Raw genomic sequence first — 15598 nt, forward strand, 5'->3', positions numbered from 1 at the left:
GGCGGGGGGCGGGTGGGTGTGGGCTCTACTTGAGCTGGCCTGCGGTTAGGCCGGCCTGCACCTGTCGTTGGAACGCCACGTAGATCGCGAGGACCGGCAGCACCGCGATGCTCAGCCCGGCGAACAGCCGCGCGTAGTCGCCGGCATACCCCTGGCTGACCGAGAGCGCGAACAACCCCTGCGCCAGCATCCACTTGGAGTCGTCGCCCTGCATCAGCACCTGCGGCAACAGGAACTGATTCCAGTGGCTCAGGAAATTGAAGATCGCCACACTAATCATTCCCGGACGCGCCATCGGCAGCATGACCCGGAAGAAGAGCCGGAAGTGACCGCAGCCGTCGACCATCGCGGCCTCCGCCACAGTGGTCGGCAGGGTCCGGAAGAACGCGGTCAGGAAGAACACCGTGAACGGCAGCGAGTAGGCCGCGTACACCAGGATCAGGCCCTTCCAGGTGCCGAAGAGGCCGGCGTTGCGGACCACGAAGAAGAGCGGCACCAGGGCGAGGAACACCGGGAACATCAGGCCGCCGACGAACAGGTAGTAGACGACCTGACGGCCGCGGAACTCGTATCGCGCGAAGACGTACGCGGCGGTCGCGCCCATCAGCATGGTGAGGCTGACCGAGCCGGCCACCACCACGAGGCTGTTGAGGAAGTACCGGCCGATGTGCGCGCCCGTCCAGGCCCGCGCCCAGTTGTCCCAGTGCAGCGCGCCGGGGAGACCCCAGGGGTCGGACAGGATCTCACCGTTCGTCTTGAACGAGCTGATGAACATCCACAGCAGCGGCAGTACGGTGAGCAGGCCCCAGAAGACCAGGAAGCCGTGCGAGAGGACGTTGGCCACGCCGAGTTGCCGCCGCACCGGGCGGTCCCGTGTGGCAACCGGGGTCGGGGCGTTCACGGTGGGCTGATCCAGAGTGGTCACGAGTACTCGATCCGTTCACGCCGGCCGACCCGCAGCGACAGCACCGCCACCGTGAGGGTCAGGAAGAACATCACCACGCCGATCGCCGAGGCGTAGCCGAACTTGGTCTCGCTGCCGAAGGCGGTGTCGTACATCCGTACGCCGATCACGTCGGTGGAGAAGTTCGGCCCGCCGTTGGTCATCAGCTGCACGAGGATGAACCCGTCCAGGGCGAAGATGGCGAGGTAGACCCAGGCGACCTGGATGGTGTCCCAGAGCAGCGGCAGCGTGACCCGGCGCAGGGTGGTGAACCGGGACGCGCCGTCGAGCAGCACGGCCTCGTAGATCTCCTTCGGCACTGCCGACATGGCGGCCCCGAACAGCACGACGTAGAAGCCGACGTTGCTCCAGACCATCACCGCCAGCACGCACCAGAACGCTGTCGCCGGGTCGCCGAGCCAGGTCGGCGCGGGCAGGCCGACCGCGCGTACGGCGCCGCTGAGCAGACCCTGGTTGGGGTGGTACACCTCTTTCCAGAGCAGCGCGATGATCACCACGGAGAGCACCTGCGGGAAGAAGTACACAGTGCGGTAGAGCGCCCCGCCGCGTACCCCGGTCACCCCGGCTCGGCCCTTGCGCCCGCCGAGGGCGAGCATGCTGGCGAAGAAGAGCCCGAGCACGATGGTCAGCACCGGCACCAGGCCCAGCAGGATCGCGTTGTTCTTCAGCGCGTTCCACACGTAGTCGTCGTGCCAGAGGGTCCTGAAGTTCGCCAGGCCGACCTGGTTGGCGTCGGCGGAGTAGCCGAGCCAGTCGGTGGTGGAGATCTGGAACGCCTGCAGGTACGGCGAGACGACGAAGAACACGTACAGCAGCACCGGCGGCACCAGGAACGTGACGATCAGCGGCCACTTGCCATGTCTCACGAGGGGACCTTTCCGAAGGTGGTGCGGCCGGTGGGGGTGGAGAGCTCCCCCACCGGCCGGGCGGTCAGGCCGCTCGCTTGTACTTCTTGATCGAGCTGTCCTGGGCGATCGAGTCGGCGCCCTTCTGACACTGGTCGAGGAACTCCGCCGGGCCGATCCGGCCGCTGAAGAACTCGCCGCACGCGGCGTCGACGAGGTTGCGCTCCAACTTGCGGTAGTAGTTGTTGTAGACCCAGTTGAAGCCGTTGGCGCCGGACGCGTCGAGCGCCTTGACCACGGTGGTCAGCCCGTACGGCAGCTCGACGCCCTCGGTGGCGCCGGCGACCACGGTGAGGCTGGCGACCTTCTTCGTGAAGTCCTGGGCGCCCTTCTTGGAGAGCATGGTGCGGAAGTACTCCAGGCCGCCGGCGAGGTTGCGGGCCTTGGCCGGCACCATGAACGGCTCACCGGCGGTGCCCCGGATCGCCTCGAACGGCAGTTTGTCGCCGCTGCCCAGGCTCGGCGTCGGCGCGATGGTCATGTTGAACCCGGCCGGGGTGACGTCCTTCTGCTCGCTCTCCAGCCAGGAGCCGCAGGAGATGAAGGCGGCCTTGCCCTGGCACCAGGCGGTCTGCGATTGCTTGTGATCCAGACCGGACGAGCCGTCCAGGATGTACTTGTCCTTGACGATCTGGTGCCAGGCGTCCGCGGCGGTCCGCATCGACTCGGATTTCCACGCGTTCGGTTCCAGGTTGTCGATGGCGGTCGCCACCGAGGGGCCACCGAGCTTGATCGCGGTGGCGATCACCGGCCAGCTCATGTAGCGCGGGTGCAGGCCAGCGTACGTCCACGGGGCGATGCCGGCGGCCTTGATCTCCTTGCAGAGCGCGATGTGCTGGTCCCAGGTCTTCGCGTACTCCCAGGAGCGCTCGGTGAACAGCTTGCTGGAGTGCCAGATGCCGTACGCGGTGTACGTGTAGTTGAGCACCAGGAACTTGCCGTCGTACGAGCCGACCTCGACCGCGCCGGGCAGCAGGGTGTCCCGGACCGTCTTGCCGGGGACGTCGAGGCTCGGCGCGGCGAGCAGTTCGCCGAGGTCGGCGATGGCGTTCTGACTGACCAGGCCGTTGAAGTCGATCTGGCCCGCACCGGAGTTGTTGACCACGTCCGGTGGGGTGCCGTCGACGAAACGCGGCTGGAGGGTCTTGCTGATCTCCTGCGTGACGGAGTGCTTGACCTTGGCCTTCGGGTACTTCTCGGTGTACATGGCCTCGTGGGCCTTTGCGTACTCCTCGCCGAACCCGCCGCCGAAGATCACCACCTCGAGTGGGGCGTCCTCCTTCACGCCGAGCGGGTTCTGGGCGCTCTTGGTGCCCTGGTAGGTGCTGGTGTCCTTCTTGTCACCACCGCCTCCGGTGGCGCAGCCGGTCAGCAGACCGGCGGCGGGGGTGGCCAGCAGGCCGGCGGCAGCGGTGCGCCGCAGAATGTCACGCCTGTTCATCGAGTCTCCTCGGGTCGGGTCGGGCGGACCGCCGATGTCAGGGGGACGGCGGCCGCCGCGCGAGGCACGTTGATTCTCTTCAGTTCATGCTCTGTTACTGAAGAGTTTCTACGACAGCCGGCCCCGGACTTCAAGTCCTGACGGTCGAACCGTTATCGCCACCGGCGACGGTCGGGTCGCCTAGCCTGGGGCGATGCGCCGTCTGCGCGAGCTGGCCGAGCGCACCCCGGCCGGGCGGGAACGGTACGTCGACCTGCTTCGCGCACTCGCGATCGCCATGGTCATTATCGGACACTGGGTTGTCACGGTCATCGAGCGCGACGCCGACGGACAGACCACCGGGCACTCCGCGCTCGGCGATCTGCGGTGGGCGTACCCGTTGACCTGGCTGGCCCAGGTGATGCCCGTCTTCTTCCTGGTCGGTGGCTATGCCAATGCGGCCTCACTGACCAGGCTGCGGGCCCGCGGCGGCGACGCCGCCGGCTGGCTGCTCGACCGCAGCGCCCGGCTGGTCCGCCCCACCAGCGTGCTGCTGCTGGTCCTCACCGCCGCGGCGGCGGTCGCCTGGCTGGTCGGCACCGACCCGACCCGGATCCGCGAGGTGTTCTGGTTCGCCACCATCCCGCTGTGGTTCCTGGTCGCCTACCTGGCGGTGGTCGCGCTCACCCCACCGATGTACGCGCTGCACCGCCGCTTCGGCCTGGCCGTCCCGCTGGTGCTGGTCGCCCTGGTCGGTCTCGGCGACCTCGGCCGGCTGACCGGGCCGGAGGAGTGGAGCTACGGCAACTACCTCTTCGGATGGCTGGCCGTCCACCAGCTCGGCTTCGCCTGGCACGACACCCGCGCCGCGCCGCCGGCCGCCGGTCAGACCGGGCCGCCGTCCACCGACGCAGCCGGGCCGTCGACGCACGAGCATCCGGGGGTACGCCGAACACTGCCCATCTCCCACCGGGCCGGCCTGATGTTCCTCGTCGGCGGGCTGGGCGCGCTGGTGCTGCTCACCGTGCTCGGCCCGTGGCCGGTGGCCATGCTCAAGGTGCCCGGCGAACGGCTCGACAACGCCTCGCCACCCAGCCTCGCGCTGCTGGCCGTCGCCGCCGGTCAGCTGGGCCTGATCCTGCTGCTCCGAAACCCGGCGGAACGACTGCTGCACCGGACCCGCCCCTGGCAGATGGTGATCGGGGTCAACCTGGTGGTGCTGACCATCTTCCTCTGGCACCTCACCGCCGTGATCCTGCTGATCGGGGTGCTCGACGCGACCGGGACGCTGCCCACCCCGGCGGTCGACTCCGCCGGCTGGTGGGCGTGGCGGCTGCCCTGGCTGCTGCTGCTCACCGTCGTCCTGTCGGTGCTGGTCGTCATCTTCGGGCCGGTGGAGGCGCGCAGTGGCCGGCACCGCACCGCTGGGCGGGCCGGCCGGTTCCGGGCCGCGTTGACCGTCGCCGGATACGCCGCAGTGGTGGCCGGGCTGCTGATCAACAGCACGACGGCGGCCCGCGCCCCGGAGCCGCTCGGCACCCCCGTCCCGGCGCTCCTGGCGTACGCGGCCGGGGCGGGCGTGCTGCGACTGCTCAGGTCGGGGTGGGGACCCCGAGGTTGACCCCGTCCGCCGCTCGACCGGCGGCCTCGCCTGGTGACCAACTTGCCCGGGTGTAAAGCGCACCCCGTCCTCGCCGTGGGCGTGCGGGATCACCGAAGAGCGAGGATTCCGACCGCCCAGGCCGACGGGTCAGGCTGGCTCGGGCCCTGCGCTCCGATCGGTACGATCCGACGGTGCCCGAATTCCCCGACCTGCCACGATCAGGGCCGGTGCGCACCCGGCCCGTGCTCATCGGGCCGGGCGTTCCGCTGCCCGCCGGGGCCCCGGGCACGTCCGCGATGATCGACGGGATCGAGGGATGGGTGGGCGCCGACCCGCTGCGCCAGCTGATCGACCGCTTCGGCGGCAGGTGGCCGGCCGGTGACCTCACCGACATGCTCCGGTTCCTCGACGACTTCTCCGCCGAACACTGGGACTTCCGGGGTGGCCGGGAGAGGCCCGACGCCCGGGAGCCGGATCTCGATTCCGGCACCGTCCAGCTGGTGCACGCCGCCGCCGCCGCGCTCGGGCTCGTCCGACCCGTGCCACCAGCCCGGCCCGCGTACGCCCACCTGGTGGTGCTGGGCGGTCTGGCGCACGCCTGCCTGCGCCGCGTCGCGTACGCCGCGCGCCTGCTGGACGGTGGTCTGGGGGTGACCGGCGAAGTGGCGGTGCTGGGCAGCTTCCGACCGCTCTCCGACCGGGAACACCGAATGTTGGCCGAGGCGGGGGTGCCCGGCTGTGTGACCGAGGTGGACGCCCTGGACGCGGCGGTCCGGCTGGCGTTCGGGGTGAGCACCCCGGCAGTCGAGGACGGGGTCGACGCGGATCACCCGCACCATTCCTGGTCGTCGCGCACCTATCTCCCGGCGGGTCTGCCACCGGTGCGGGTGCTGGCCGCGCCCTCCAGCGAACCGCACCGACGGCGCGCCCACACCGCGGACACCCAGCGGTTCTGGGCCGGGCACGTCCAACTCGCCCCCGACGACGCGGTGCTGTTGGTGACCGCGCCGATCTACGTGCCGTTCCAGCACTGCGACGCGCTGCGCACCCTGGCCGTGCCGTACGGCTGCGGTATCGACACGGTCGGGGTGGACCCCGGTCTGGTCGACCTTGATCGGCTGCCGGAGCCGACGCTCAGCCCCGGCCGCTACCTTCAGGAGATCCGCTCGGCGATCCGCTCGATGCGCGCCCTGCACCAGGAGCTGACCGCCGGCTGACCGCCGTGGAGGGCCGGCGCACGGCGGGTCGCCGCGCACCGGCCCCGTGGACCGTGGTCAGTTCACGTAGACAGCGGCGTTGCCCTTGGTGCTGTCGCGCACCGGCGAGTAGGTCGCCGAGAAGTACGCGGTGCCGAAGCAGAGGGACGGACCGGAGAACTTGGTGAACGGCTGGTTGGTGAAGGTGATCGAGTTGGTCGTGTTGACCGCCGCGCCGGTGAGGCTGTTGGTGCTGGTCCGGTAGACGCAGGTGATCGTGCCGAGCAGCGAGTTCAACACGACGGTGCTCTGGACCGGCGCCGCCGTGGTGCCGGTGATCTTGACGACGCCGGCGCTGGTGACGGAGGTGGCGTACGGCAGGTTGTTGAGAGCAATGCTCTGCACCCCGGTGGTGCCGAACACGTTGGTGGTGCAGCTGCCGAAGCTCTGGGCGGTGAGGCTCTCGGTGGCGGTGCCCGGGGCGGTCGGGTTGGTCAGCACCTTCGCGCTGAAGCTGGACGCGGCGCACCTGATCCCGGTGGTGCCGGAGGTGGAGTTGTAGAAGGTGGCGTTGGTGCCGGTCTTGAGGCTGGCCTGGATGACGTCGTTGACGGCGACGGCGGTGCCGCCGGCCGTGGGGTAGGTCAGCACGTTGCCGGCGAGCGCGGCCGACGGGTCGGCAGAGGCTGGCGTTGCGGCGACGAGACCGGTCAGCAGCGCGAGGGCCACGAGGCCCCCGCCGATTCTTCCGTACCTGAGCATGGTTTTTCCTTCCGCGGTGGGACGGGAATGAGCGGACCGCACGGGCGGTCACCGCCGGGCGGGGACGCCCGGGCGGGGATTGGGGCCGTCCGTAACGGACGGCGGTGGTGGAGGGTGCCGGGCGGCCGTCGGGACCGGCCGGCGGTGGTGGCGGAGGCCGGGCGGCGGTCAGGGCCGGCCGACGGTGGTGGAGGTGCCGCCGTTCAGGTGGCGGGCCAGCGTGGCGCACTGCGACGGAATCGCTTCACCTGCGCCTTTTCGGCCTTGGGAGGGCGCTCGTGTTCGGCGATAATGACAGCCATCGAGCCCTCCTTCGACGAGTCAGGGCGATCATCCGGGGAGATCACCATAGGTGACGGGACAACAACTGAGCGTGGAGAAAGTTATAAACCCCGGAGGGTCGTAAAGTCAACGCATCAAAGGCGGTCAATGAGTTGACCACGCAGAGCCAGCCGCGCCCGGCGCCGGTGCCCCTCCCGGGCGCGCGTCCCGGCCGCGACCCCGACCGCGCGATCAAGCGCGGCCCGCGCCGGGTCTCCGCCGAGGCGGTGGCCGCGACCCAGCGCGACCGCCTCTTCGACGGGCTCGTGCACGAGGTGGCGACGAAGGGCTACGACAACGCTCGGGTCAGCGACATCTGCCACGCCGCCGGGGTGACGCGGCCCGCCTTCTACGCTCTCTTCACCGGCAAGGAGGACGCCTTCCTCGCCGCGTACCGACACGGCATCGCCGTGGTGTCACAGCTGATGGACAGCGCCTACCACGAGGCGGGCCCGGCCTGGCCGGACGCCGCCCGCGGCGCACTGCGCACCCTGCTGGAGGTGCTGGCGAGCGTGCCCGCGTTCGCCCGGATGGCGCTTGTCGAGGTGGACGCCGCCGGCCCGGACGCCCGCCGGGAACGGGACGCGCTGCTCGGCAGCTTCCGCCGGTTCTTCGCCGAGGCCGGCCCGGGACCGGCGGTCAGCGGGGTGGACCGCGACGCGCTGGTGTCCACAGTGGTCGGCGGTGTCTACGCCACCATCCGCGGCCGCGTGGCGCAGGGTCGGGCGAATGAACTGCCGCAGTTGTTGCCGGTGCTCACCTACGCCTCCATCGCGCCGTTCCTTGGCACCGAAGGTGCGGCTCGGGCGACCCGGCCAATACGCCCGGACGACGGCCCGAGCACGGCCGCGCCCTGCGTGCCGACCCTCCAGCCCTGATCACACGGTCGGAAACCGCAGCGGTTTTTCACTTTAGACGCATTTCACAGATACCGCGTAACCGGCTGCCGCTACACGCTGTTGACCCGCCCTTTACTCGGCGGTAACTTCGGCTCTGCGCCTCGATACGCAGCATCCCGGGTCGCAATTCCCATTGTCACCGATGAATGATCTCTAAGGAGAGCCCCATGTCGGAGGAGACCGCACACATCGAACCCGGTCCGCCGCGCAGCGGTGTGCGCTGGCGCCGGTTCGCCGCCGCGTTCGGCACCGTCGCGGCGGGCGCCGCCGGCATGATCGTGCTCACCGCCCAGGGCGTGCTGGCCGCGCAGTTCGCCATCTCGGGCATGCCGTTCACCGTCACCGCCGACAAGCTCACCGGCACCGGGTTCGAGCAGTTCGCCACCCTCGACCAGATGATCCCGGACAGCCCCAACCAGGGCGACACCGGCGGGCAGGTCCTGGTGATGGTCTCGGCGATCGACAAGGCGGAGCTGACGAACCTCTGCCAGAGCATCAACCTGGGCGGCGTCTTCCTGAAGATCACTGCCGGCAACGGCGACAAGCCGGTCAGCGCCCGCACCCTGGTGGTCGACGGTGACGAGATCGCCGGCAACGCCGCCTTCAAGAACATCGACATCGGCCAGGATGCCAGCACCCTGGACAAAGTGCCCGGCGTGAAGGGCAACCCCGGCGTCTTCTCCCAGCAGGCGGACTCGATCGTCATCGAAAACCTGCGGCAGAACAACTACGCCACCACGGCCGCCGTCTTCAACCTGCCCAACCTGCGCATGGCGTTCACCCAAGACGGGTGCTGACGTGAGCGCAAAACGACACCAGGCTGCGCCGGCCGCCCGCGGATCCCGCGGGCGGTGGCGCCGCTGGCGGCGGGGCCGCCCCTTCACCGCCGCGGTGCTGATCGCCCTTGGCGGCGCGGAGATGCTGGTGACCCTGCGCGCGCCGCTCGGGGTGCTGCTGCACGTCGGGCCGCAAGGGCTCGCCGCGTACCTGGTGCCCACCGTCCTGGTGCTCTGCGGGCTGTTGCTGATCACCAACCCGCAGCAGAGGGTCTTCTACTCACTTGTCACGCTGGTGCTCGGGCTGGTCTCCTGGTTGACCTCGAACCTGGGCGGCTTCGTGATCGGGATGCTGCTGGCCCTGCTCGGCGGAGCGCTCGCATTCGCCTGGACCCCGGACAAGAATCGCCCGCCGGCCGTCGCGGCGGAGCCCGAGGCACCGGAGCCGAGGGAGCCCGACAACGACGCCGACACCGTGCTGCTGCCCGGCATGCAGACGCCGGACCCGACCCCGGCCGACCGGGGCTGACTCAGCGGGCGGTGTCGGCGACCGCCTGCGCGAAAACCTCGGAGCGGTGCTCGAAGTTGCGGAACCGGCCGTAGCTCGGCGCCGCCGGGGAAAGCAGCACGACCCCGCCGGCCGGGGTCACCTCGCGGGACAGCCGGACCGCGTCCACCAGATCGTCGACCAGTTCGGTACGCACCTTGGGCAGGCCGGCGAGCGCCTCGACGATCCGGGTGCCGCTGTCCGGGATGCCGATCACCGTCAGCTCCCGCTCGACCAGGTGCTCGGCCAGCGGCGTGTAGTCCAGACCTCGGTCGGTGCCCCCGACGATCACCGTCAGCGGCCGTCCGTCGTACGCGTCGATCGCGTGCATCGCCGCGTACGGGCTGGTGGCCAGGGTGTCATCGACGAAGGTCAGCCCGGACGGGTCGGTGATCTCGGTGAGCCGGTGGGCCAGCCCCTGGAACTCGGCGACCGCGACGGCGAGGTGGTCCTTGCCGGCCACCACGTCCATGCCGAGCGCGTCGAGCACGGCGAGCGCGACACACAGGTTGCCCTCGTTGTGCCGTCCGACCAGCGGCAGTACGGCGCGCGGAAACAGCGCCTGGTCCCCGAGATGGAACCAGGGCGTGCCGTCAAGGCCGGGGGCGACGTGGGTGGTGTCGGGGTGACCGGCCCGGACCGCCGGCAGCTCACCCAGCTCGGCGGCGAGCCGGGGGTCGCCGCCGTTGACCACGATCGTCTGCGGGTTGTGGGCCAGCAGATTGAGCTTGTCGCGGTAGTACTCCCGCTCACCACCGTGCGCGTCCAGGTGCTCGGGGAAGAGCGCGGTGACCACCGCCACCCGGGGTGAGTCGGTGAGATCGCTGCACTGATAGCTGGACAGCTCCAGCACGTACAGCTCCGCGTCCGGCAGGTCCAGGGTCGGCACCCCGATGTTGCCGCCGAAGACGTTCGGCCGGCCCATCGCGGTGAGCAGGTGGCTGATCAGGCTGGAGGTGGTGCTCTTGCCCTTGCTGCCGGTGACCCCGACGGTGCGCGCGGCGTGGTCGGCCATCCACAGCGCGGTGCCCTGGGTGACCATGACCCCGCGTCGGCGCAGCTCGACCAGCCACGGGTGGGTCTGCGGCACGCCCGGGGAGCGGACCACCACGTCGGCGGCGGCCAGCCGTTCAAAGCCCGCTTCACCGGTGACCAGCGGCGCCGCCTCGGCCAGGGGGCCGTCCCAGGGCAGCGACAGGAAGTTCGCGCTGTCGTCGACGGCGACCAGCTCGGCCGGGCCATGCGCCGCGATGGCGGTCACAGCGGCCCGGCCCTCCCGACCGGTGCCCCAGACGGCGACGGTACGTCCGCGCAGGTCAGACAGGCGCACAGGGCTCTCCTCGGGGGTCGCGGCGGCGGCAGGGCGGGCCCGGTCCGGACACGGCCGGACGAACCAGGGCCTAGTATGGCGTGTGCCCAACGAGCAGCTCCGGCGGATGGACGCCTTCACCTTTCCGTCCTACTCGATCGACTTCGCCACCGGCGAGGTGTTGTTCGACTACGCCCTGACCGGCCCGACCGGCGAGCAGCGATTCACCGAGGTGATCACTCTCCCGCTGCCGGCCGGGCCACCCTCGGACGAGACGGTGGCGACCCTCGGTCGGGTGCTGGAGGTGCTGCACCTCGTCGCCGGCGTCAGTTACTACAAGGCTGCCGCGCCGCCCCGACTCGTGCTGCCGGCGCCGCTGGGCGCGGCCACCGTCGACTACGTCACGGCCGTCTACACCAAGGGCCTCGCGGAGTACGCGTACCGCAACCAGCTGCCGCACGTGCTCCAGCTGCGCCCGGAGGTGCCGGCCGGCTCACCGGAGCCCCCGCGCGTGTACGACGACTCCGACCGTCGCCCCCTCTCGGCGGTGGGTGGCGGCAAGGACTCGATCGTCAGCCTGGAGGCGCTGCGCCGCGCCGAGCTGGACCCGGTGCCGTTCTCGGTCAACCCGAACCACGTGATCGTCGCGGTGAACGAGGCGTCCGGGCTGACCCCGCTGGCCGCCCGACGGCGGCTCGACCCGGTGCTCTTCGACCTGAACGCGGCCGGCGCGCTGAACGGGCACATCCCAGTCACCGCCATCAACTCGCTGATCGCGGTCGCCACCGCGGTGCTGCACGGGCTGGGCCCGGTGGTGATGTCCAACGAGCGCTCGGCGTCCGACCCCAACCTGGTCTGGGACGGCCACGAGATCAACCACCAGTGGTCCAAGGGCGTCGAGGCGGAGGGGCTGCTGCGGGCGGCGCTGGCCGAGCACGCCGGCCTGACCGAACCGTACTTCTCGCTGCTGCGCTCACTGTCGGAGCTGCACATCGCCCGGCTGTTCGCCGAGATCACCCGGTACGACGACGTGGTGACCAGCTGCAACGCCGCGTTCAAGCTGCACGACGCGAGCGAGCGCTGGTGCCGTAACTGCCCGAAGTGCCGGTTCGTCTTCCTCGCCATGGCACCGTTCATGTCCCGCGAGCGGGTCACCCACATCTTCGGCGGCGACCTGCTGGCCGACGAGTCGCAGATCCCCGGCTACCGCGAGCTGCTGGGTGTGGACGGGCACAAGCCGTTCGAGTGCGTGGGCGAGGTCGAGGAGTCGGTGGTGGCTCTCGGCCTGCTCGCCGAGCAGGACCAGTGGCGCGACGCCCCGGTGATCCGAGCCCTGGTCGACGCCGTCCCGGCGACAGCCTGGTCGGCGGTGGCCCACTCGGAGGTCTTCACTCCCGGTGGCCCCAACCACATCCCCCCAACCTACGCAAAAACCCTGATCCCCCTCCCCTAACCCCATCCCCTCGCCCCGCTTCACCCCGCCCCGCCCCGGTGATCAAGAAGTTTGCGTCAGCAGGACTGGGATTTCTGACGCGAATCTCTTGATCAACATGGCTGGTCAGGGGGTTCGGACTGCTTCGAGGGCCAGTAGGGCTACGTGTAGGGACAGGCTGGCCTCTACCGAATCCAGGTCGACGTCGAGGATGCGGGCGATGCGGGCCAGGCGCTCGTAGAACGCCGGCCGGGACAGGTGGGCGGCGGCTGCGCCCGCGGTCTTGTTGCGGCCCTGCTCCAGGTACGCGCGCAGGGTGTCGAGCAACTGCTCCCGGGGGTGGCGGGCGTCGTACTCCAGCAGGGCGCCGAGTTCACGTTCCACGAAGGTCTGCAACCGGGGCTCGTCGCGGAGCAGGTGCAGCAGCCCGGCCAGCCCGACGTGCGGCAGCCGGAAGATCGGCAGGTCCCGCCGGTCCTGCCGGGCCGCCTCGGCGATCTGCCGCGCCTCGACCAACGACCGTCGGGCCTCGCGCAGGCTCCCCACCCCGGACCCGGCGGCCACGATCACGGCACCCGGACCAGCACCGCGGTGCACATCGACAGCGAACGGCCCAGCTGACGATTCGGTGCCGGCCGTCGACCGGGGCACGTCGCCACCGGAGGTCGCCCGGCTGGCGGCGGAGTCGAGGCGTACCCGACGGAGTGCGCCGGCGAACGCGGACAGCGCGCGGTCCTCGGCGGCCGGGTCGGTCAAAGCCAGCAGCACGCCCACCGAGTTGTCGTCGACCGCGCTGGTCAGCGCGGTCAGTTTCGCCTCCCGCAGTGCCTGGCCGACGGCCTCGGACAGGTCCCGCAGCCGGGCCTGACCCGCCTCCGGGCCGCTCTCCCCGACCGGTTCCTCGACCCGGTGTCGGACCATCACGCCGACCAGGTGCCGGCGGTCGAGCACCACACCGAGCGCCTTGGCCCGCAGCGCGACCTCGTCCACCGGCCGGGAGTGGTCGAGCAGCGCGGTGAGCAGGGTGCGGTGGATCTGCCGTTCCAGCCCTTCGGCGTCGCGGCGGATCAGCCGGCCCAGCGCGAGGGTGGACGCGGCCCGCTCGATCAGGATGGTGAGTCGGGTGGGCGGGCCGACGGCCGGCTCGCTGGACCGGGCACCGGGAACGTCGCCGCTGGCCGGCCAGCGCAACAGCAGGCGACCCCAGTCCTGCCCCCGCGCGCCGACGGCCGTGACCAGCCATCCGTTGTCCGGGTCGTACGCGGTGCGCCCGGTCGGCCGGATCCGCCGGGAATGCTGCTCCCAACTGTCCAGCAGCAGTTCGGCGCTCTCGCCCGCCGGGTCGTACCCGAGCACCTGCCGGGACAGGTTCTCCAGGACCACGGGGCAACCGGACAGCTCGGCGGCCTGCCGGATGACCTCGGCGGCGTCGGCGCCCTCGACGGACAGGTCGTTGAAGCGCTGGTGGATCTCCTCGGTGGCGCGCAACTCGGTGAGCTGCGCGTCGACGATCAGCGCGTGCACCGCCTCGGTGATCCGCACGAACGGGGTGGCCCGGCGCAGCTCCACCAGGGGCAGCCCGCGCCGCTCGGCGGCGGCGACCATCACCCGGGGAACCCCGCTGACGTAGCGACGGCCCAGCTCGACGACGAGCCCGGAGACTCCGACATCGGCGAGGTCGCCGATGAACGCGCGCAGCCCCGCGTCGTCCCCGGGCAGGCCGATGCCGGTGGTGAGCACCAGCTCACCACCACCGAGCAGGGTGGCGATGTCCGGCACCTCGGCGACGTGCACCCAGCGGACGGGTCGGTCCAGCCCCGCGTCTCCGGCCACCACGCGCGGCGCGAAGTGGCGGACGGGGTCCAGGGCCAGGACCTCACGGACGGTAGGGAACACGGCCGACACGCTACCGTCCGTGACGCCGGATCTCGACTCGCCGCAGCCGAGGCCGGTCTGCGGCTCAGCCGCCGAAGCCGGTCAGCGGCTCAGTCGACGCCGAACTCCATCGCGGCGCGGTCGAGCGCCTCGTCCTCGGGGGAGGCGACGCCCCGGGAGGCGATGGCTTCCGCGCCGCCCTCCGGCATGGCACCGATCAGCCCGGTGGAGGCTGCCTGCGCGGCGCCGATCATCCGCTGTGGGGCCCCACCGCCGACCATGCCGAGGGAGGCGTACTGCTCCAGCTTCGCCCGCGAGTCGGCGATGTCCAGGTTGCGCATGGTGAGCTGGCCGATCCGGTCCGACGGGCCGAACGCCGAGTCCTCGGTACGCTCCATCGACAGCTTGTCCGGGTGGTAGCTGAACGCGGGGCCGGTGGTGTCCAGGATCGAGTAGTCCTCGCCCCGGCGCAGCCGCAACGTCACCTCGCCGGTGACCGCCGTGCCGACCCAGCGCTGCAACGACTCGCGCAGCATCAGCGCCTGCGGGTCCAGCCAGCGGCCCTCGTACATCAGTCGGCCGAGGCGGCGGCCCTCGTTGTGGTAGTTCGCCAGGGTGTCCTCGTTGTGGATGGCGTTGACCAGCCGCTCGTACGCGGCAAAGAGCAGCGCCATGCCGGGTGCCTCGTAGATGCCCCGGCTCTTGGCCTCGATGATCCGGTTCTCGATCTGGTCGGACATGCCCAGGCCGTGCCGGCCGCCGATGGCGTTGGCCTCCAGCACCAGGTCGACGGGGCTGCCGAACTCCTTGCCGTTGATCGTCACCGGGCGGCCCTGGTCGAAGCCGATGGTGACGTCCTCGGTCGGGATCTCCACCGACGGGTCCCAGAACCGGACGCCCATGATCGGGTTGACCGTCTCGATGCCGGTGTCGAGGTGTTCGAGGGTCTTCGCCTCGTGCGTGGCGCCCCAGATGTTGGCGTCGGTGGAGTAGGCCTTCTCGGTGCTGTCCCGGTACGGCAGGTCGCGTTCGAGCAGCCACTCCGACATCTCCTTACGCCCACCCAACTCGGTGACGAAGGCGGTGTCGAGCCACGGCTTGTAGATGCGCAGCTGCGGGTTGGCCAGCAGGCCGTACCGGTAGAAGCGCTCGATGTCGTTGCCCTTGAACGTCGAGCCGTCGCCCCAGATCTGGACGTCGTCGGAGATCATCGCCCGCACCAGCAGGGTCCCGGTCACGGCCCGGCCGAGCGGCGTGGTGTTGAAGTACGCCCGCCCGCCCGAGCGGATGTGGAAGGCGCCGCAGGTCAGCGCGGCCAGGCCCTCCTCGACCAGGGCGGCGCGGCAGTCGACGAGTCGGGCGACCTCGGCGCCGTAGCTGAGCGCACGACCGGGCACCGAACCGATGTCGGGCTCGTCGTACTGGCCGATGTCGGCGGTGTAGGCGCAGGGGATCGCGCCCTTGTCGCGCATCCACGCGACCGCGACCGAGGTGTCGAGGCCGCCGGAGAAGGCGATGCCGACACGTTCGCCGGTGGGCAGGGAGGTGAGAACCTTGGACACAGGGAAGATTATGCGTCAAGACGCATG

At 70.7% G+C, this 15598-nt stretch carries 12 protein-coding genes and 2 pseudogenes; 6 read left to right on the top strand and 8 right to left on the bottom strand.

Annotated features, from left to right (window positions below; all coding sequences use genetic code 11):
- Positions 1–25: 25 nt before the first annotated feature.
- The 3 genes from KBX46_RS25165 to ngcE form a co-directional block, all read right to left on the bottom strand.
- Positions 26–925: a carbohydrate ABC transporter permease gene (locus KBX46_RS25165; protein ID WP_141910368.1), complete on the bottom strand. Its 900-nt coding sequence runs from the start codon at positions 923–925 to the stop codon at positions 26–28.
- On the bottom strand, positions 922–1830 hold the full coding sequence (locus tag KBX46_RS25170; RefSeq protein WP_088949155.1) for a carbohydrate ABC transporter permease: 909 nt from the start codon (positions 1828–1830) through the stop codon (positions 922–924). The genes KBX46_RS25165 and KBX46_RS25170 overlap by 4 nt, the downstream gene beginning before the upstream one ends.
- Positions 1831–1894: 64 nt before the next feature.
- Complete coding sequence (ngcE, locus tag KBX46_RS25175; RefSeq protein WP_141910369.1) at positions 1895–3310, bottom strand: N-acetylglucosamine/diacetylchitobiose ABC transporter substrate-binding protein; 1416 nt, start codon at positions 3308–3310, stop codon at positions 1895–1897.
- Between the two features lie 193 nt (positions 3311–3503).
- Here ngcE and KBX46_RS25180 point away from each other — a divergent pair, with 193 nt between their 5' ends.
- Positions 3504–4910 carry an acyltransferase gene (locus tag KBX46_RS25180; protein WP_210794314.1) on the top strand — a complete coding sequence of 469 codons (1407 nt, stop codon included), beginning with the start codon at positions 3504–3506 and terminating at the stop codon, positions 4908–4910.
- A gap of 173 nt (positions 4911–5083) precedes the next feature.
- Entirely contained in the window at positions 5084–6109 is a 1026-nt protein-coding gene (locus tag KBX46_RS25185; protein WP_308159689.1) for a hypothetical protein, read from the top strand.
- Positions 6110–6166: 57 nt separating this feature from the next.
- On the opposite strand, the gene KBX46_RS25190 is transcribed toward KBX46_RS25185, so the two are convergent.
- Complete coding sequence (locus KBX46_RS25190) at positions 6167–6850, bottom strand: Tat pathway signal sequence domain protein (protein ID WP_210794315.1); 684 nt, start codon at positions 6848–6850, stop codon at positions 6167–6169.
- Positions 6851–7284: 434 nt separating this feature from the next.
- Here KBX46_RS25190 and KBX46_RS25195 point away from each other — a divergent pair, with 434 nt between their 5' ends.
- The 3 genes from KBX46_RS25195 to KBX46_RS25205 all read left to right on the top strand — a co-directional run bounded on the left by KBX46_RS25195 (position 7285) and on the right by KBX46_RS25205 (position 9375).
- The gene (locus KBX46_RS25195) at positions 7285–8049 is read left to right on the top strand and encodes a TetR/AcrR family transcriptional regulator (RefSeq protein ID WP_210794316.1); all 765 of its coding nucleotides are present in this window, start codon (positions 7285–7287) and stop codon (positions 8047–8049) included.
- Between the two features lie 188 nt (positions 8050–8237).
- Entirely contained in the window at positions 8238–8867 is a 630-nt protein-coding gene (locus KBX46_RS25200) for a DUF6230 family protein (protein ID WP_088949160.1), read from the top strand.
- 1 nt (position 8868) lies between these two features.
- Entirely contained in the window at positions 8869–9375 is a 507-nt protein-coding gene (locus tag KBX46_RS25205) for a DUF6114 domain-containing protein (protein ID WP_210794317.1), read from the top strand.
- A gap of 1 nt (position 9376) precedes the next feature.
- Here KBX46_RS25205 and murD read toward each other — a convergent pair whose 3' ends face one another.
- Positions 9377–10723: a UDP-N-acetylmuramoyl-L-alanine--D-glutamate ligase gene (gene murD, locus KBX46_RS25210; protein ID WP_088949162.1), complete on the bottom strand. Its 1347-nt coding sequence runs from the start codon at positions 10721–10723 to the stop codon at positions 9377–9379.
- Positions 10724–10805: 82 nt separating this feature from the next.
- Between murD and KBX46_RS25215 the strand changes: the two genes are divergently transcribed.
- Positions 10806–12155 carry a hypothetical protein gene (locus tag KBX46_RS25215; RefSeq protein ID WP_210794318.1) on the top strand — a complete coding sequence of 450 codons (1350 nt, stop codon included), beginning with the start codon at positions 10806–10808 and terminating at the stop codon, positions 12153–12155.
- A gap of 105 nt (positions 12156–12260) precedes the next feature.
- On the opposite strand, the pseudogene KBX46_RS33325 reads toward KBX46_RS25215, so the two are convergent.
- The 3 genes and pseudogenes from KBX46_RS33325 to argG all read right to left on the bottom strand — a co-directional run.
- Positions 12261–12695 (bottom strand): annotated as a pseudogene (locus tag KBX46_RS33325) (PucR family transcriptional regulator); the annotation flags it as partial.
- A gap of 122 nt (positions 12696–12817) precedes the next feature.
- Positions 12818–14039, bottom strand: a pseudogene (locus tag KBX46_RS25220) (PucR family transcriptional regulator ligand-binding domain-containing protein); the annotation flags it as partial.
- A gap of 80 nt (positions 14040–14119) precedes the next feature.
- Positions 14120–15571 carry an argininosuccinate synthase gene (gene argG / locus KBX46_RS25225; RefSeq protein ID WP_088949165.1) on the bottom strand — a complete coding sequence of 484 codons (1452 nt, stop codon included), beginning with the start codon at positions 15569–15571 and terminating at the stop codon, positions 14120–14122.
- Positions 15572–15598 lie beyond the last annotated feature (27 nt).

The sequence above is a fragment of the Micromonospora sp. C81 genome, from assembly GCF_018070425.1.
GTDB classification, from domain to species: domain Bacteria; phylum Actinomycetota; class Actinomycetes; order Mycobacteriales; family Micromonosporaceae; genus Micromonospora; species Micromonospora zamorensis.

Coding starts and splice junctions, on each gene's coding strand:
- ngcE (WP_141910369.1), bottom strand. CDS start 3,310: ATGAACAGGCGTGACATTCTGCGGCGCACCGCTGCCGCCGGCCTGCTG.
- KBX46_RS25200 (WP_088949160.1), top strand. CDS start 8,238: ATGTCGGAGGAGACCGCACACATCGAACCCGGTCCGCCGCGCAGCGGT.
- KBX46_RS25180 (WP_210794314.1), top strand. CDS start 3,504: ATGCGCCGTCTGCGCGAGCTGGCCGAGCGCACCCCGGCCGGGCGGGAA.
- KBX46_RS25190 (WP_210794315.1), bottom strand. CDS start 6,850: ATGCTCAGGTACGGAAGAATCGGCGGGGGCCTCGTGGCCCTCGCGCTG.